Origin of the sequence: Acinetobacter sp. YH16040_T (genome assembly GCF_024605785.1) — a bacterium.
Classification (GTDB): Bacteria; Pseudomonadota; Gammaproteobacteria; order Pseudomonadales; family Moraxellaceae; genus Acinetobacter; species Acinetobacter amyesii.
Genome location: NZ_CP094541.1, coordinates 1,845,847 through 1,862,224, shown reverse-complemented (window position 1 = coordinate 1,862,224; position 16,378 = coordinate 1,845,847). Strand labels below are relative to the sequence as shown.

General features: G+C 42.6%; 20 protein-coding genes. All 20 read left to right on the top strand.

Features of this window, described 5'->3' with window-relative positions:
* The first annotated feature begins 167 nt into the window (after positions 1-167).
* The 20 genes from MST16_RS09060 to MST16_RS08965 all read left to right on the top strand — a co-directional run bounded on the left by MST16_RS09060 (position 168) and on the right by MST16_RS08965 (position 16,378).
* The gene (locus MST16_RS09060) at positions 168-620 is read left to right on the top strand and encodes a terminase small subunit (protein WP_180091892.1); all 453 of its coding nucleotides are present in this window, start codon (positions 168-170) and stop codon (positions 618-620) included.
* A 23-nt stretch (positions 621-643) separates the two neighbouring features.
* Positions 644-1,003, top strand: coding sequence for a Gp49 family protein (locus MST16_RS09055; RefSeq protein ID WP_180091894.1), 360 nt, complete (start codon positions 644-646; stop codon positions 1,001-1,003).
* A gap of 107 nt (positions 1,004-1,110) precedes the next feature.
* A complete protein-coding gene (locus MST16_RS09050; RefSeq protein WP_180031675.1) occupies positions 1,111-2,094 on the top strand; it encodes a GIY-YIG nuclease family protein in 984 nt (327 codons plus the stop codon).
* Positions 2,095-2,125: 31 nt separating this feature from the next.
* A complete protein-coding gene (locus tag MST16_RS09045; protein ID WP_180091896.1) occupies positions 2,126-3,793 on the top strand; it encodes a terminase large subunit in 1,668 nt (555 codons plus the stop codon).
* Between the two features lie 54 nt (positions 3,794-3,847).
* Positions 3,848-4,465 carry an HK97 family phage prohead protease gene (locus MST16_RS09040; protein ID WP_180004048.1) on the top strand — a complete coding sequence of 206 codons (618 nt, stop codon included), beginning with the start codon at positions 3,848-3,850 and terminating at the stop codon, positions 4,463-4,465.
* The gene (locus tag MST16_RS09035) at positions 4,459-5,790 is read left to right on the top strand and encodes a phage major capsid protein (protein WP_180073742.1); all 1,332 of its coding nucleotides are present in this window, start codon (positions 4,459-4,461) and stop codon (positions 5,788-5,790) included. Before MST16_RS09040 ends, MST16_RS09035 begins: the two co-directional genes overlap by 7 nt.
* Before the next feature lie 76 nt (positions 5,791-5,866).
* Positions 5,867-6,034 carry a hypothetical protein gene (locus MST16_RS09030; RefSeq protein ID WP_180091898.1) on the top strand — a complete coding sequence of 56 codons (168 nt, stop codon included), beginning with the start codon at positions 5,867-5,869 and terminating at the stop codon, positions 6,032-6,034.
* A 10-nt stretch (positions 6,035-6,044) separates the two neighbouring features.
* Positions 6,045-7,481: a phage portal protein gene (locus tag MST16_RS09025; protein WP_180091900.1), complete on the top strand. Its 1,437-nt coding sequence runs from the start codon at positions 6,045-6,047 to the stop codon at positions 7,479-7,481.
* Positions 7,478-7,768, top strand: coding sequence for a head-tail connector protein (locus tag MST16_RS09020; RefSeq protein WP_180091902.1), 291 nt, complete (start codon positions 7,478-7,480; stop codon positions 7,766-7,768). Before MST16_RS09025 ends, MST16_RS09020 begins: the two co-directional genes overlap by 4 nt.
* A 148-nt stretch (positions 7,769-7,916) precedes the next feature.
* Positions 7,917-8,246: a phage head closure protein gene (locus tag MST16_RS09015; protein WP_180091903.1), complete on the top strand. Its 330-nt coding sequence runs from the start codon at positions 7,917-7,919 to the stop codon at positions 8,244-8,246.
* A gap of 7 nt (positions 8,247-8,253) precedes the next feature.
* Positions 8,254-8,721 carry an HK97-gp10 family putative phage morphogenesis protein gene (locus MST16_RS09010; RefSeq protein WP_180091905.1) on the top strand — a complete coding sequence of 156 codons (468 nt, stop codon included), beginning with the start codon at positions 8,254-8,256 and terminating at the stop codon, positions 8,719-8,721.
* Positions 8,718-9,074, top strand: coding sequence for a DUF3168 domain-containing protein (locus tag MST16_RS09005; protein WP_180091907.1), 357 nt, complete (start codon positions 8,718-8,720; stop codon positions 9,072-9,074). Before MST16_RS09010 ends, MST16_RS09005 begins: the two co-directional genes overlap by 4 nt.
* 68 nt (positions 9,075-9,142) lie before the next feature.
* Complete coding sequence (locus MST16_RS09000; RefSeq protein WP_180091909.1) at positions 9,143-9,631, top strand: phage tail tube protein; 489 nt, start codon at positions 9,143-9,145, stop codon at positions 9,629-9,631.
* A gap of 3 nt (positions 9,632-9,634) precedes the next feature.
* Complete coding sequence (locus MST16_RS08995) at positions 9,635-10,078, top strand: hypothetical protein (RefSeq protein WP_180091911.1); 444 nt, start codon at positions 9,635-9,637, stop codon at positions 10,076-10,078.
* An 89-nt stretch (positions 10,079-10,167) separates the two neighbouring features.
* Complete coding sequence (locus tag MST16_RS08990; RefSeq protein ID WP_306669528.1) at positions 10,168-10,296, top strand: hypothetical protein; 129 nt, start codon at positions 10,168-10,170, stop codon at positions 10,294-10,296.
* Positions 10,297-10,371: 75 nt separating this feature from the next.
* Positions 10,372-11,037, top strand: a complete 666-nt coding sequence (locus tag MST16_RS08985; RefSeq protein ID WP_180091915.1) for a hypothetical protein — start codon at positions 10,372-10,374, stop codon at positions 11,035-11,037.
* An 80-nt stretch (positions 11,038-11,117) separates the two neighbouring features.
* Positions 11,118-11,552 (top strand): zinc ribbon domain-containing protein, encoded by a 435-nt coding sequence (locus MST16_RS08980; protein WP_180091917.1) that lies wholly within the window; start codon positions 11,118-11,120, stop codon positions 11,550-11,552.
* Between the two features lie 57 nt (positions 11,553-11,609).
* Complete coding sequence (locus MST16_RS08975) at positions 11,610-14,102, top strand: phage tail tape measure protein (protein WP_180091919.1); 2,493 nt, start codon at positions 11,610-11,612, stop codon at positions 14,100-14,102.
* Between the two features lie 36 nt (positions 14,103-14,138).
* Entirely contained in the window at positions 14,139-15,281 is a 1,143-nt protein-coding gene (locus MST16_RS08970) for a hypothetical protein (protein ID WP_180091921.1), read from the top strand.
* Positions 15,278-16,378, top strand: coding sequence for a phage BR0599 family protein (locus MST16_RS08965; RefSeq protein WP_180091923.1), 1,101 nt, complete (start codon positions 15,278-15,280; stop codon positions 16,376-16,378). The genes MST16_RS08970 and MST16_RS08965 overlap by 4 nt, the downstream gene beginning before the upstream one ends.

Sequence of the window (16,378 nt, the reverse complement as noted above, 5' to 3'; positions counted from 1 at the left end):
AAAGTTTTCGTGGAACATTTTAATAAAATGAATGACTTGCATCATATTGGTGCGCATTTAACCCCGTGGGGGGTATCAAAATTTAAAAATTTCGGTCCCAGCGGACACCGCCCCCGATCTCATTTATAAAAAAATTTCCCTTTTGAGAAAATGTTAAAGGAGGGCATATGGCTTTAACAGCTAAAAAGAAGGCATTTGCCCAATCTAAACATGATGGTGCAGATAACAAGCAGGCCGCTATTTTCGCGGGTTACAGTCCAGAATCAGCTTCACAAGCTGGATCGAGATTAGCCAAAGACCCTGATGTGATTGCACACATTGAAAGGCTTAAGATTAACACCGAAGTTAAAGCTGATGCCAAACCAGAACAGCGACCAATTATCACCAAAAAAGACATTGAAACTGCTGGCAATCGTGCTGACCCGCTCAAATTTTTAGAAGAGATTTGGACTGATCCGGTTGAAGATATGAAATTGCGAATGGATGCAGCAAAAGCAGCCCTTCCATATTTCCACGGCAAGGTTGCTGAGAAAGGCAAGAAAGAAACCAAAGCCGATGAAGCTAAAAAAGCCACTCAAGGTGGAAAGTTTGGAACACTGGGTTCGCAACTAAGAAGTTAATTTAAATAGAAAAGGAAAAATGCATGTCAAACGAAAAACAAATTGAACAAGAAATTCAAGATAAGGGTTTAAATGCTCCACGTCTAACACCTGATCATATCGATTCAAAAATTAAAGCTATTCGTTACTTAAGTGGTGATGTGGCTCCAGCTTTTTCACATGAAGATTATTTTGCGAAAGAAGATAAAGGCACACCTTGCTTAACAATCTGTATTTTAACTTTAGAAAATGGTTTCACAGTTACAGGTGAATTTGCATGCGCAAGTCCTGAAAACTTTGACAAGCTGATCGGGCAAAAAATTGCGTATGAAAATGCACGTAATAAAATCTGGCAGTTAGAAGGTTACTTGCTTAAAGAAAAGTTAAGTCAAAAAAATATTTGATTAATTAAAACAATATCATATGCAAAGAAATGGTATAATTATTAGACAAAAAGCCTAGTCGCTGGAAACAACTAGGCTTTTCTAATCAACCTGTTAATTCGAGTAACATGATGACTTCTGATAATTCTAAAGTTATAGCTAAGGCTATGCAATCAAAGTCTGAGCTATTTGTTCAGAAAGCCGTAATGAAACATGGAAATCTTTATGATTATTCTAATGTGTCTCTTAAATCCAATCACGATAATGTAAAGATTATCTGCAAAAAGCACGGTGAGTTCACACAAAGAGCTACCAATCATTTGCAAGGGCGTGGTTGTAGAAAATGTAGTGCCGAGAAAGTAAGTCAAGCCAATAGAACAACATTTGATGAGTTTGTTGCGAAGGCAAAACTAGTACATGGTGATTTTTATCTTTACCCAAAACAAGATATCAAAAGATTGGATGACAAGCTAAAGATCGAATGCCCGACCCATGGCGAATTTCTCCAGATAGGTCTCAGTCATCTGCAAGGTAAAAGATGCATTAGGTGTGCAAAAATAGCCAAACTAGATACCAAGCAATTTATAGAAAGAGCGAATAATATACATGGCGGTGCCTATGGGTACGATCTTGTTGAATATAGAAATAGTCATAGCTCAGTAAAAATTAGGTGCCCTATTCATGGTGTGTTTGAGCAAGCTGCAAACCATCACCTTGAAGGACATGGCTGTAAACAGTGTTCGTTGCAGAATACACATAGGCGTTCGATATACGAGCAAGTTTGTAAGGGTAAATCAAGTCTTTACGTGATTAAATGTAGTGATACATCTGAAGTTTTTTATAAGATAGGCATTACAAAGCAGAAAATTAAAAGGCGATTCAGTGCCAACAATCTGCCGTACAGCCTTGAGGTGGTGAGTCTTATCGAAGAGGATGCGGGGATTGTGTGGGATTTAGAGAAAAAACTTCACTCAATGTGTCGAGAATATAAATACTCACCAAGGAAACGATTTAGCGGCTCTAAACATGAATGTTTTAAAAGAGTGCCAAATGAAGTTTACAAGCTGATAAAGCACTTACAATCTTCGCCACAAACACAACTAGTCATATAGCACCTTCGGGTGCTTTTTTAATAGGTGCAATATGACTGAAAAATTATGGACAACATCCTGCCCGGACTGGGAGGAGCGTATTGTCGCAAAAAAATCCCTGATGCCATGTGCTCCACTTTTTCCCGAAGTGGCGGACGTAGCAGAGCGGATTTTTAAAGAATTAATTTTGGTCGATGTGATGGGTAGCCCGAAAATGGGCGAGGTCACATTGCCATGGGTGATTGAATTTGTCCGGGCAATTTTTGGTGCTTACGATCCGGTGCAGAAGAAGCGTTTAATTCGCGAATTCTTCCTGCTGATCTCCAAGAAAAACACCAAGTCTACGATTGCAGCTGGAATTATGATGGTGGCCTTGATCTTAAACGATCGTATGTCGGCTGAGCTCATCATTCTGGCACCAACAAAAGAAGTTGCCGATAACTCATTCAACCCAATCCGAGACTTTATCAAAGCAGATCCTGAGCTTCAGGAGATGTTCAATATTTCAGAGCACACCAAAACAGTCACTCACTTGGGCACTAATGCGACCTTGAAAGTGATTGCTGCTGAAAGTAATGCTGCTGCGGGTAAAAAGGCTTCAATCATCCTAATTGACGAGGTTTGGTTGTTTGGGAAACGATCAAATGCTGAATCAATGTTTCGTGAAGCAAAAGGTGGTCTGGCATCACGGCCTGAAGGTTGTGTTATTTACCTGTCTACCATGTCAGATGAAACGCCATGCGGTGTGTTCAAGCAACTGCTGGATTATGCGCGTGATATTCGGGATGGTGTAAAGGTCAATCCTCAGTTTTTACCGCTGATTTACGAGTTTCCAGAATGGATGCTTGAGGCAGGTGAGCACTTAAAGCCTGAAAACTTCTATGTCACCAATCCAAACTTGGGTGCATCGGTTGATCTTGATTACCTGATTAATGAGTTTGAAAAGGTCAAAGATGCAGGCGAAGAATCGCTGCGTGACTTCCTTGCGAAACACTTAAATGTACCAATTGGCCTAAACCTTCGTGCTAACCGTTGGGCTGGTGCTGAATATTGGCTACAACAAGCCAAAGAATTCACTCTGGATAAACTGATTGAGCAGTCGGACGTTATCACCTGCGGTATTGATGGTGGTGGTCTTGATGACTTGCTCGGCTTTGCTGTACTTGGTCGGCATAACAAAAGCCGTAAATGGTGGCTCTGGAATCATGCTTGGTGTAATAAAACTGCAGTTGAGCGACGTAAAGAGAATGCGCCCAAGTACGCTGACTATGAAAAGGAAAAAAGCCTGACCATTGTTGAGCGTATCGGTGATGACATTGACCAACTAGCCGCCATTGCAAAGAAATGCTTTGACTCAGGAAAGCTCGACAAAATTGGACTCGATCCATTGGGTTTGGGTGGCCTTTTAGATGGCCTACTTGATGCAGGCATTCCTGAAGATAAGCTCACCGCCGTACCTCAAGGTTTTAAATTAATGGGGTACATCCTCACCGCAGAACGAAAGCTTGCTGAAGGTAATCTTTACCATGCAGGACAAGGGTTAATGGCTTGGTGTGTAGGGAATGCGCGTGCTGTCGTAAAAGGAAACGGCATGATGATCAGCAAACAGGAGTCAGGTGTCGGGAAGATCGATCCATTGATTGCTACGTTCAACGCGGTGGCCTTGATGTCAATGAATCCAGAACAGGCCGAAAAAGATTACAACGTCTTCTTTATCTAACCAAATCTTTTAACCAAAGCTCGCATTAAGCGGGCTTTTTTATTGGGGAATCCAATGAAAAAAGCTTACAGCTTGCTACAGGTCAAGTCGTTTGATGCTGAGCAACGAATTATTAAGGGAATTGCTTCAACTCCAAGCCCGGATCGAGCCGACGATATTGTGGATCCACAAGGTGCCAAGTTTGCTTTACCTATTCCTTTCCTTTGGCAGCACATGCATTCACAGCCAATTGGTGAAGTCACTGAAGCAGTAGTGACAGACAAAGGCATTGAGGTGACCGTTCAGATCGCCAAGATCGAAGAAGAAGGCAAGTTGAAAGACCGCATTGATGAGGCTTGGCAGTCCATTAAGTCAGGGCTGGTTAAAGGTCTATCTATTGGCTTTCGCGGTCTCACAGTTGAAGACATCCCGCGTTCATGGGGTCTGCATTTTAAAGAGTGGGAGTGGTTTGAATTATCAGCTGTAACCATCCCAGCAAATGCAGAAGCATCCATCACAGAAGTTAAATCGATTTCTAAATCTTTCGAGCAGCAAGAAAAAACCGCGATTGGTGACGAGCCGCAAAACCCGAAAGTAGAAAACCCTCCTGTCAGCGATGTGACAGAAAAAAAACAAGGCATCCAGCCTATTCAATTAGTTAATCCAAATGAAGGAAGTATTCCGCTATGTTAAAAGCACAATTAGCGAAAGTTAAAGCCACCATCGCTGAGAAACAGAAGGCTATGGAAGCGCTACATAAAGCAGCTCATGAAAAGGGCTTAACGCTCAATGCTGAGCAGAACACCCAGTATGATTCACTGGAAAAAGAAGTAGGGCAGCTGGAAAAAGAAGCTCAGCGCATTGAAAAGCTAATCGCTGCTACCGAAAAAGCTGCAAAATCTGCTACAGCTGCAAAAGGTGAGTCTGAGCAGGAAGCAAAAGACACGGCTGAAAGTAAAAAAGAAGTGCCACGCATTCAGGTGGAATCAAACCTGCCTAAAGGTATTGGCTTCGCACAATATGCACGTGCAAAGCTTTGCTCACAATTGGCAGCCAAAAACGGCAACTTCATTTCACCAGTAGACATGGCTAAGCAAATGGGCTTTGGTGGTGAAGTTCAGGACTTAGTGACAAAAGCCACACTTGGTACTACAACAGACGTTGGTTTTGCATCTGCATTAGTGCAAGAAAACCGCTTGGTTGGTGAATTTGTTGACATGCTCCGTGCTGCAACCGTATTTGACCAACTTACAGGCTTCCGTAATGTACCGTTCAACTCAAAAATCCCAAGCCAATTAACAGGCGGCACTGCTGCTTGGGTGGGTGAAGGTGCGGCTAAGCCATTAACCAACCCAACCTATGGCGAAGTGGAAATTAAAGAACACAAGCTTGCGGCGATTACTGTTTATACGCAGGAATTAATGCGACGTTCTGATCCGGCGGTAGATGTTTTGGTACGTGATGATCTTATTGAAGCATCAAAAACGCTTATTGATAATACTTTCCTTGATGCGGTGGCTGCATCAACTACGCGCCCAGCAGGTGTTTTAAATGGCGTTGTAGCAACCCCGAACACGGGCACAACTGCGGCAGCATATGAAGCTGACCTATTAGCTCTTATTAATAGCTTTGTGACAGCCAACCTTTCATTGGATGGCTCATATTTCTTAATGTCTGAAACGCGCGCCGCACAAATCAGTTTGTTGCGTGATGCGTTAGGCAATAGCTATTTCACAGGTATGGCGCTTCGCGGCACCCGTACATTAATGGGTATCCCAGTCATCACATCGCAGGCAGTAGGCGACAAGATCATTCTTGTGAAGACTTCTGAAATCCTGCTTGCTCAGGATGGTGGTGTGGATGTGTCTTACTCTGATCAAGCAACCTTGGTTGATGGTGGTACGACTCACCACTTATGGCAAGAAAACAAATTTGCGGTACGTGTTGAGAAGTTCATCACTTGGGCTAAACGTCGTCCGATTGCTGCAGCATTTCTTAACTATGCAACAGGTGGTTAATCGACCTAAAACAGCTCCTTAATTGGGGCTGTTTTTATATCTAAGCATCACAATTGTTTAGCTATAGGAACAGTCTATGAAGATTAAATACTTGAAGGTTATGCACAACGCCAATCCGGGTGATGTGCTTGATGTAACCGAGTTTGAAGCAAACATTTTGATTAAAACAGGTGTAGCGGAAGATTACGAAGAACCTAAAAAGACGACTCGCAAGACCAAAACAGATACCACAGAGCAAAAATAAGGCGGTTTAGATGGGCATTTTTGACAGACTTTTCCGAAAAAAATCACTGCAAAGTGTCCAATCAAACCAAGGATGGACGTCTTTGTTTGTGCAAGAGCCATACTCAGGTGCTTGGCAGAAAAACGATGAGTTAACTCGTGAAGATTTGGCAGCACATCCTGCAGTTTTCTCGTGTATTTCTTTAATCTCCCAAGATATTGGGAAAATGGGTGTTTTGCTTAAAAAGCAGAAAGGCGGAATTTTAGTTGATGCGCCCATTCCTGAGGATCTGGTGGTTCTTAAGCGGCCAAACCATTACCAAAACTGGCAGCAGTTTTTAGAGTTTTGGATGATCTGTCGAAAGCTCCGTGGTAATGCATACGGATTTAAGGTGCGTGATGTATTTGGGCAGGTAGTTAAAATTGTTATTTTAAATCCAGATCAAACAAAACCACTGATTAGTGATGATGGGCAAGTCTTTTACCAGCTTGGGATTGATCGGCTGAATGGCACAGAGTCTGTTGTTGTTCCAGCCTCCGAGATTATCCATGATCGTGAAAACTGTCTCTATCATCCATTGGTTGGTATTCCTGCTATTACTGCTTATGGAATTTCAGCGGGATTAGGTTTAAATATTCTGAAAAATTCCAAAACTTCTTTTGGAAATATGAGTCGACCAAGCGGCATTCTGGTTGCACCTGGTGCGATTTCAGAAGATAAAGCACGTGCCATCGGTGCAGCATGGAATGCGAACTATACAGGCCAAAACATCGGTAAAACTGCGGTACTGGGTGATGATTTGAAATATCAGCCAATCAGCATGACAGCTTCGGATACTCAAACGATTGAGCAGCTGAAAATGTCGAATGAAATTATTTGCTCAGTGTTACATGTGCCAGCGTTTAAAGTTGGGTATGGAACAATTCCGGCAGGGCAGAAGGTTGGCGATTTGAATGAAATCTATTTTTCTGACTGTCTACAAAGCCCGGTAGAGGCTATTGAAAACCTGCTTGATGATGCATTTGACTTAAAGGCGCGTGGCCTTGAAATATTCCTTGATGTTGATTCTCTACTCCGCATGGATAAAGAAACAAAAATGGGCATTCAGGAACGCGGAGTTAAGGCTTCAATCTTTACTCCAAATGAAGCGCGTCAGCAGTTTAATTTAGAGCCTTTGGTGGGTGGTGACACGGTTTACATGCAGCAGCAGAACTATTCGTTGGAAGCATTGTCTAAGCGTGACCAGTTGGATGACCCTTTTGGCAAAGCTGCACCAAATACGCCTCAAAATACCGAAAATCCAGACCAAAAAGGCCAATACCAAGGCGTTTTTAAGTCAGAAAATCAGTACAAAAAAGGCTGTTTTGTGACACATAAAGGCTCGTTATGGCACTGTGAAAAAGACCATTTAGGTGAATTTAGCCATGAAAACTTTAAATTAGCGCAAAAGAAGTGGGGTGATGAATGAGCATTGTTGATTTAGACATCCTTAAACTTCATCTCCGATATGACGATGATTCAAACGACACGATGTTACAGGGATATTTGGACGCAGCTGATAGTGCTGTTAAAAATTACATCACAGATGAATTTGAGTCTGAATATCCGAAAGCGATCCACCAAGCAATTTTAATGCTTTGTGGGTATTGGGATAAATATCGAAATGCTGAATCAGATGCACCTTTAAACGGTAATTATCTACCTATGCCGGTACAAGCCTTGCTATACCCATATCGCAAGCCAACTGCGGTTTAGGAGACATTATGAAATGGTTGAAAAAGTTAATTGGATGCCAGTGTTGGGCTTGTAAGAATGTTCGCTTAGGTGGAGGCTATCAACCCTGTCATAACATGAAAAAAACTGGTGAGCTAAAAACGCCACCACGAAAACGGTAGGAGATGCTATGACCCAAAACGCTGGCGAACTCCGCCATAGAATCACAGTTCAAAAACTCACATCAGGTCGTGATGAAGATGGTTATCCAATTCCTGAGCAATGGGTTGATTACATGCCTTTGTGGGCTAAAGTCACCCATTTATCGGGTAAGGACCTAATTGCCGCACAAGCAAGTAATTCCAAAGTCGTCGCACGTGTAAAGATCCGCTATCGAGAAGATATCGACACGACCATGCGCGTGATTTACAAAGGCAAAACCTACGCTATTGATAGTCAAGCGCTTGAAGATACAAACACAGGTTACGAGTCGGTGACGTTCTTGCTTTCAACTATGTGAGGTGCTTATGTCACTTGATGTGCAAATACATGGCATTGATGAGCTAAATCGAAAGCTTACGAAGTTAGCAAATACCAAAATTGCAAAGCGCATAGCACGCAAAGCAGCACGCCAAGCAATGAATATTGTTCGTGATGCAGCGCGAGTGAATGCCAAAGCGATCGATGATCCTGAAACAGTAGAGAAGATTTGGAAAAATATCGCAGTATCTGGTGGTAAAACTCGAAGCCAAAATGAAATTGTGATGCGTGTTGGTGTGCGTGGCGGTGCTGCACAGAATGCAAATACTGATCGCGCAGCCTTATCTAAATTATCTGGTGGAATCACGACCTATTGGAGATATTTGGAGTTTGGCAGTGCCAACATGCCTGCCACGCCTTTTATGAGACCCGCAATGAGCAATAATATTCAAAAAGTGACTGATAAATTCTCACAAGTTTTCAGTGTTGAATTAGATAAGGAACTCGCAAAATGACAGCTCCAATTGCTCGAACCATTAAAGCCGATACCTATTTAGCATCAAAATTCGGAGATCGAATCTTTTTAAGCCAAGCAGACATTGGCACAGCGGTTCCATATTTAGTTTTTCAAGGCATAGGCTCAGAACCTGAAAACACTATTGATTGTGGTGCGATTAATGAAAACGATACATATCAAATGGTGATTTGGCATTCAAGCCCAAAAGAAGCTGAAGCACTGCGTTTGAAAGTGCGCACTTTGCTTGAAAAAGCAGGGTTCTACTACAACGGAAAGCATCCAGACACCATCGATCCTGAGACTAAATTGCATGGCAGAGGTTGGGATATGAACTGGTGGTCTGAAACTTAATTTAAAATTTTTACATAGCGTCCAAAAGGGCGCTTTTTTTATGCCAAAAATTTGAGGAGTAGCTACTCATGGCGCGTATTAAAGTTCAAAAATCACAGTTGTATTACCACGAAGAAGGTGCGACCGCAGTTGAATCGGTTCAGTGTGCAAAAGAGCTGGAATTGGGTACAGACACTGAAGAAGATATTGATGTGACTTGTCTTGACGACGAAGAAGATAACTTCGATCCGGGTAAGAAAACACCGGGTGAAGGGTCGCTATCAATTGATCTTGATGATGAAAACTCATCTCACTTAAAACTGATTGCACTTTCAAAAACCACACCACGTAAAAAAGTCACTTGGTATTTAGGCTCAAGCAATTCGGATGCTCCCCCAGAGGTCGCAGGCGGTGCGGTTACATTGCCACCTTCTCGCACTTGGTGGGTTTGGGAGGGGTATCTTAAGTTAGCTGAAAAGACTTTCGTAAAAGGGCAATTTGTTGGCTACAAATTCCCAATGAAGAAAACTTCTATTGTGAATGAAACAATTCGCACACTCCCACCTGTAGGACCTTAAAACATGGCTAAAAAAAATAAATTAACACTTGCCTCTGTCCGCAAAGCGGCAGGGGTTGGGGTGCTGGTTGAACGAACAATCAGTTTTGTTGGGAATGATGGTGAAAAGTTTGAAGGCGAGATTCTTATTAAGCGCCTTTCGCATCAAGAGCGATTAGAAGCTATAGACGCTTGGGGCCTAGAGGATAAATCCAAGGCGACTGTAGATCAGTATTCAAAGGCAATGCTTTTTGCTGCTGTCTATTCATCAGAAGATGAAAAGTTCTTTTCAGTTATTGAGGACACAGGCCTCGTGAACTCGGAAATCATCGCATCTATGAGTGAGGCAGTAGAAGATGTGAATGACTTCATGGGAAAGAAGTGGATCTTGAATCAGAAGAATTCTGGTGCGAGCTCGTCATCAACGGAATCGGCGGAAGAACCATTGAAGAAGCAAAACAGCGAGTAAGTTCTGAGGAATTTGCGATCTGGTGGGCTTATCGTATGCGGAGAGGCTCTTTGTTTATCGGTCGAAGGGTTGAGCAGGGTTTTGGAAATTTGGCGGCAACATACTTGGCATCTAAAGGTGCCAAAGATATTGAAGCAGTTTCTTTTATGCCGCACGAAGACCAGCCTGAAGATGAAATTTTGACGGTAGATGAAATGATGATGAAGGGGCTGGCTTAGGTCGGCCTTTTATTAACTGTGTAGACTTTTTTTAAATAATTGAGTAATTTATCACCTTACTTTTAAGGGGGTAGTATGAAAAAATTATTAGCAATCGGAACATTATCTTTAATTTCATCACTTGCTTTGGCTGATCGAGCAATAATTCTTCAATCCGGCGAGCCATTACCTATGGGTTCAAAAGCAGAAACCACGTACAACAAATCAACCACCAGTGGTGTCGGATTTAATGGGCAGATGTCACTTGCAGGTGGTTATGCGGGTTCGAAAATTGGTTCAAATGAATTCGGCGGTGATGAAACATTTAATGGCTTCTTTTTGAATGCATCTGCAGATATCACTCAAAAAACGGATGTTTATGCAGAATATGCATTTCAAAATGCATCGGATATGGATTTTCACGAAATATCGGTTGGGTTGCAGTATAAGGTCTTAGAAAATAAAAACAACTATGCTGCGGTTGGTGCTGGCATTGGGTATGCGTGGCTAGATGAGAGCGCTTACGATGCTGATTTTGACGCCAATGTATCAATAGATCTTACTTATGTAACCCTACCAATTCACTTTGAGTTGGGGCATAAAGTTAACAATAATCTAGATGTTTTTGGGAATATGGGCTACAAGTGGCTTATTAATGAGGACGCAGAAGCTTGTGTCGCTGGGCAGTGTATCTCAAGCAATAGCTCGGATTTAAATGTTGATGGCGTAACTTATAAGGCCGGCATTCGTTATAATTTTTAAATAAGATAGCCGCCTTCGGGCGGTTTCTTTTTGACCGTAAAATTAGTATCTTGTCCTAAATTAATAATTTGGGGTGAGGTATGGGCATTAAGCCTTGTAAAGAATGTGGATCACCAGTAAGCGACAAGGCGGAAAGTTGTCCACGTTGTGGGGCGAAGCAACCAAAGAAAACCAGTGTGTTAACTTGGATTTGCGTTGTAATGTTGGGGTTGGCAGCTCTCACTTGGATGTACTCGGATAAAACAACAAGCGAGCCTGTGGAGTTGAGTGTTGAGCAGAAGGCGTTACGAGCTAAAGCATCTACAATGCGCGCTATTTCAGAGGTTTTAAAAGATCCAGATTCAGCTAAATTTGAATTCCTAAATGAAAATTGCGGTACCGTTAATTCTAAAAACAGCTTTGGTGGTTACGTCGGAGCAAAAAGGTTTGTATCAGTAAAAGATATTGTTGATTTAGAAGGGCATACTATTTCCAAAAAAGAAATGGATAGCCTTTGGAAAAAACATTGCAGTTAAAAATATTAAGCATACAAAGCACCCAGTAGGGTGCTTTTTTATTGTCTGAGGTTTTGTATGAGTACCAAGCTTGGAACGTTGACATTAGATTTGGTTGCCAGGATTGGCAGCTTTGTTGGGCCAATTAAAGACGCAGAAAAACAAACTAAGCAAAGTTTTGAAAGTATGCGCAAGCATGTCAATAGTTTTGGCTCAGTTGCAGTGGCGGGTGCTGCTGCAGCGGGGGCAGCCGCATTTGCAATGGCTAAGAACTATGCTGATGCAGCGCAAGAACTGCGTATTTTTTCAAGTATTGCGAATGCCAGCAATCAAGAATTTCAAGCAATGGCAGTTGGTGCTCAAACAATGGGTATCAGCCAAGAAAAGCTCGCAGACCAGTTAAAAGATTTCAATGAAAAGCTAGGGGAATTCATCACAATTGGTTCTGGTGGTGCTGTAGATTTTTTTGAACAAATTGCCATTAAAACAGAAGGTAGTGCTGAAGGAGCAAGAAAACTTGCTTTAGAAATGCAAAACCTATCTGGACCAAAAGCACTTCAATTGTATGTAGATAAGCTTGAGGAAGCGGGTGTCACTCAGCAACAAATGTCTTTCTATTTGGAAAGCATGGCTTCGGACACAACTAATTTAATCCCGTTGCTTAAACAAGGAGGTGAGGGATTTAAGTTTTGGGCAGATGCGGCTGAACGCGCCGGTGTTATCATGGATGAATCAGCCATCGCCAAGGCTGCAGAACTAAAAGTTCAGCTTGGATTATTAGATCTGCAGGTTCAAGGGGCAACAAACCAATTTATCCAGGGTTTAATACCAGCGCTTGTTTCTGTGGGGGATGCCATGTCTGATGCCACTGTGAATACAAACATGATGGCAGATGCAGGTGGATTGCTTGGCGAGGTATTTAAGGGTGTTGCAGCAACAGGTATGGGTGTTTATGCAACAATTAGACTTCTATCCAATTCAATTGCAGGATTGGCTTACGATGCAAATGTGGCTAAAAAGCACATGGAGGTCGAATCTGGTTGGAAGAAGTGGACGGGTATAAATTTCTTTAAGAGCGCAATACTCGGCACTGCTGCCGCAAGAACTTCTGAAAACAGTGGTATTGCAATGGCTGCTCAAGATAATAATAAAGTTATCGAGGATGTAGCAAACTACATTAACAGACTGTATTCAGATACTGCTAGTGCCGCTACTAAACAAATGGCTAAGATTCAGAGCAGCCAAGCGGGTGTTACAAAGGGCTCTCAGGAATGGGTGAAGAAGCAAAATGATGTAGCGAAAGCAGCTAACGACAGCAATAAGGTGCTCCGCGAGCAAAATCGCATTCTAGAAGAGCAACAGCGAATTATTTACGACTATGCAAGTGGGCCTCTGCAAAAAGAAATCGAACTGGAAGAAGAGATTAAGCGACTACGCAAAAATGGCATGTCTGAATATATCTCTATGGCTGAGGCACGATTTGAGCAAGAAAAGAAACTTGCAGAAATGCAGATAGGTTTTGAGGTGTCTGAACATAAACTAACCGCAAAAAGAAGGCTTGAATACTCGTTCAATATACGCCATCAGGAAGTAATGGCTGATGCGAAGCTCACCAAAGAACAGCGAGATGGAAAAATCCAAGCGTTAAATGAGCAGTATAGAATTGAGTCTGAAATGCTGCGAATCGCCCAATCAAAACAACTCCTCGAAGCAAAACGCCACTGGATATCTGCTGCTGACTACGCCAAAGAATATTACGCATTAGTACGAGAAGAAATTCTTAATACTGCTGAATATTCACCTGAAATGAAGCAAAGTCTTGTTAAAGAGGCGAACTTTAATCAAGGGCTTGATTCTAACGCAGACCGTGAAAATGTTTGGGGCGATTACAAGTCTATGATGGGCTTGGATAAATCGCCATACCAAGAAGATATGGATCTGCTTGCTGAAGCACGTGCTCAGATGCTGATTACTGAGGAAGAGTACCAGAACGCAAGGTTGCAACTTCAAGCTAAATCAACTGCTAGTTATATGGAGGGTATGCTTGGAGGTTTTGCAAGCCTAGTTGATGAAAACTCTAAAACGTACGCCGTATTATTTGCTGCACAAAAAGCTTTTGCTGTTGCGCAAGCAATGCTAAACATCCCAGCTGCTTATTCAAAAGCTTATGATGCTGTTGTTGGGACGCCTTATATTGGCCCGTATATTGCGCCCGCAATTGGAGCGGCAGCGGCAGCATTACAGGTTGCTCAAGCTGCAAGCATTAGGTCGGTAAATATTACAGGTATGGCCCATGACGGTATAGATAATATTCCGAAAGAGGGAACATGGCTTCTGGATGGCGGTGAGCGGGTATTGAATCCTGAACAGAATAAAGACTTGACTAGATATTTGAACGATAAACAGACACAAGCTGCTCCAGCTCAGGGGCAGCAGCTCACAATCGTAAACCAGATTGAGCAGGATGATTTGGTTGGTAATTACATGCGTGGTGCTGCTGGAGGACAGATTTTAATTAACCAAATTAAAGCGAATCCGTCTGACTTTAAAGCAGCGATGGGTATCGCATAAGCTCACTTCGGTGAGCTTTATTTTTTAAGAGGCAATATGAAAATCCAAACGACACTTTTTGGCGAACTTGTATTGCTCACTGAATGCACGCTGGTCGGATCGTCTGAATCACTGGCATTCAGTACATATATGTTTGAATCTCACAACGGCACAGAGCAGCGCACCGCGTTGCGTGAAACTGCAGCCCAGTTGCTCAATATCGATTATGTGGCATTAAGAAAAGCCATGGTTCAGAATTTTAATGTGCTTTATGGCGGCCTGCGCTTAAAGTGGGCTGTGCCAGTGGACATAGAATGGCAGCGCATACCCGCCGCATCGGGTGATTTTATTGCCTGTAATACTGGAATTTATGATTATCGACCCGATTCGCTTGCATTAATCAAAAAAGGCAATGAGCGTATTGTTGTTGAAATTCAAGAGGTGCGTAGCGATGGACTCAAGCTATATCAAGCAATAGACCTGCAAAACTTCACAATATGCCCACTTCGAGTGGGCTTTTTGTTGGGCGACGTTTCAGCACCGATCAATGCGGTTTGGAGTCAGCCTAAACTGCAATTTCAGGTGCTGGATGCTCCTTATAAAAATGCTCCGGCGCCAGCGCAGTTTCTGGGTAAAGATATATATTTTAAACGTCTTCTTCTTGAAGGGGATTCGCTGAATGTCACTGTGTTGCAGCACCAGACAGTTGTTGATTTTGGCCTTGGACCAATTGATCGGCATACGAATTGGCTGCATGCAAAATATGGTAAGCCGATGCGCTCAGTAATGAAAACGCAAGCTGAGCTGTATGAATATCGCCAGTTTCTGTTTAGACGGCTCGGCATGTTTAGACCATTCTGGCTTCCGACTTTTGAGCGCAATTTCTATGTAAAAAGCACAGGCAATGTAGCTGCTGTACTGGATGTTGAATCTAACCAGTATTTGGAGTTTGCTGCGCATCGCAAGCATATCGCAATCAAAGCAAATAATGTCTGGTCTGCGCACACAATCACTGCTGCAGTAAAAAATGGTGTTAATACGAGACTGACCATTTCACCAGCTCTGAATAAGCCTGCAGCAAGCATTCAAATGATCAGTTATTTGGGCCTGCATCGCCTTAATAATGATTCTACTGATATTCAGTACAAGGGCGGAAATATCACTGAATCTTCAGTTTCAATTTTGGAGATAGAGCCATGATGCAATTTTTTAAGCGAGTGCTGGGCAATGGTCGCGAAACGATTGCCCGACGTGAGCTTTATCTGTTTAAAACCGGTGCTGTGGTTCGTGCTTATACCAATGGTGACGCATTTATTGAACACCTGGGCTATTCATTTGAGCCGCATGTCATCAAGCGTGGTCGGCACAAATCAGGCACAACACTTGAAAAAGAAGTCATGGATGTTGAATTTTCTTTACAGTCAGAGCTTGCACAAAATCTCTCACGCTCTGAACTTGAAGAGTTGACGACTGTTGAAATGTTTGCGTATGAAGGCACGCAATTTAATCAGTTCTGGTCGGGTCGTCTTGTCAAAGTAAAGCCGAAAAGTGAAGGCATCACACTGCAGTTTGAAACCGAATACACGAAAGTGGGTCGAAATGCTGTTACACGTAAAATTCAAGGGCCGTGTCCGTATCGCGTATTCAGTGATGAGTGTCGACTGAATAAAGATGATTATGCAGTAAAAACTACAATCAAAAGCGTTGATAAGTTGAGTGTTGTGCTGCGTGATCTTGAGTTGTACGCAGACAATTACTTCAAGATTGGAATGATTGAAGATCCAACCGGTGTCTTGATTACTATTGATGAAAGTAAGCAGAATTCGCTGATTCTGAAGCGCCGTTATGACAGCTTCTCTAAATATGTGATCGAAGATGTTCAGCTTGCAGCTTTGTTTGCAGCCATTGATGAAAAACAATTGGCTTTTGATACGGCTCAAACTGAATTGATTAACGCACAAGCAGATTTAGTAATCAAAACACAAGCTGAAATTGACGCACAAACCGTAGTTGATAACGCTGGTCTTGATGATCCAAATTATCAAGATTTGATAGATGTGCTAGCACTGGCGCAAGCTGAAAAACTGCAAGCCGAAACGGTAGTTTCAGACAAAACTGCAACGCTTTCTATGGCTGAAACCGAATTACAATCCGCAAAAGATGCAATTCCATATGTAACGCTCTACCCCGGCTGCATGCGCACACCGACAGCCTGCAAGGCCTACGGAAACATGCCAAATTATGGCGGCTTCCCTTTTGTACCGACCGACAACCCACTTGAGCGGCAGGTGATCTAG

Excerpts from the sequence above, each read along its gene's own strand:
- MST16_RS08995 (WP_180091911.1), top strand. The coding sequence starts at position 9,635 with ATGGCTAAAAAAAATAAATTAACACTTGCCTCTGTCCGCAAAGCGGCA.
- MST16_RS09020 (WP_180091902.1), top strand. The coding sequence starts at position 7,478 with ATGAGCATTGTTGATTTAGACATCCTTAAACTTCATCTCCGATATGAC.
- MST16_RS09050 (WP_180031675.1), top strand. The coding sequence starts at position 1,111 with ATGATGACTTCTGATAATTCTAAAGTTATAGCTAAGGCTATGCAATCA.
- MST16_RS09015 (WP_180091903.1), top strand. The coding sequence starts at position 7,917 with ATGACCCAAAACGCTGGCGAACTCCGCCATAGAATCACAGTTCAAAAA.
- MST16_RS08980 (WP_180091917.1), top strand. The coding sequence starts at position 11,118 with ATGGGCATTAAGCCTTGTAAAGAATGTGGATCACCAGTAAGCGACAAG.
- MST16_RS09055 (WP_180091894.1), top strand. The coding sequence starts at position 644 with ATGTCAAACGAAAAACAAATTGAACAAGAAATTCAAGATAAGGGTTTA.
- MST16_RS09060 (WP_180091892.1), top strand. The coding sequence starts at position 168 with ATGGCTTTAACAGCTAAAAAGAAGGCATTTGCCCAATCTAAACATGAT.
- MST16_RS09000 (WP_180091909.1), top strand. The coding sequence starts at position 9,143 with ATGGCGCGTATTAAAGTTCAAAAATCACAGTTGTATTACCACGAAGAA.
- MST16_RS08975 (WP_180091919.1), top strand. The coding sequence starts at position 11,610 with ATGAGTACCAAGCTTGGAACGTTGACATTAGATTTGGTTGCCAGGATT.
- MST16_RS08970 (WP_180091921.1), top strand. The coding sequence starts at position 14,139 with ATGAAAATCCAAACGACACTTTTTGGCGAACTTGTATTGCTCACTGAA.
- MST16_RS09025 (WP_180091900.1), top strand. The coding sequence starts at position 6,045 with ATGGGCATTTTTGACAGACTTTTCCGAAAAAAATCACTGCAAAGTGTC.
- MST16_RS09040 (WP_180004048.1), top strand. The coding sequence starts at position 3,848 with ATGAAAAAAGCTTACAGCTTGCTACAGGTCAAGTCGTTTGATGCTGAG.
- MST16_RS09045 (WP_180091896.1), top strand. The coding sequence starts at position 2,126 with ATGACTGAAAAATTATGGACAACATCCTGCCCGGACTGGGAGGAGCGT.
- MST16_RS09010 (WP_180091905.1), top strand. The coding sequence starts at position 8,254 with ATGTCACTTGATGTGCAAATACATGGCATTGATGAGCTAAATCGAAAG.
- MST16_RS09030 (WP_180091898.1), top strand. The coding sequence starts at position 5,867 with ATGAAGATTAAATACTTGAAGGTTATGCACAACGCCAATCCGGGTGAT.
- MST16_RS09035 (WP_180073742.1), top strand. The coding sequence starts at position 4,459 with ATGTTAAAAGCACAATTAGCGAAAGTTAAAGCCACCATCGCTGAGAAA.
- MST16_RS08965 (WP_180091923.1), top strand. The coding sequence starts at position 15,278 with ATGATGCAATTTTTTAAGCGAGTGCTGGGCAATGGTCGCGAAACGATT.
- MST16_RS08985 (WP_180091915.1), top strand. The coding sequence starts at position 10,372 with ATGAAAAAATTATTAGCAATCGGAACATTATCTTTAATTTCATCACTT.
- MST16_RS09005 (WP_180091907.1), top strand. The coding sequence starts at position 8,718 with ATGACAGCTCCAATTGCTCGAACCATTAAAGCCGATACCTATTTAGCA.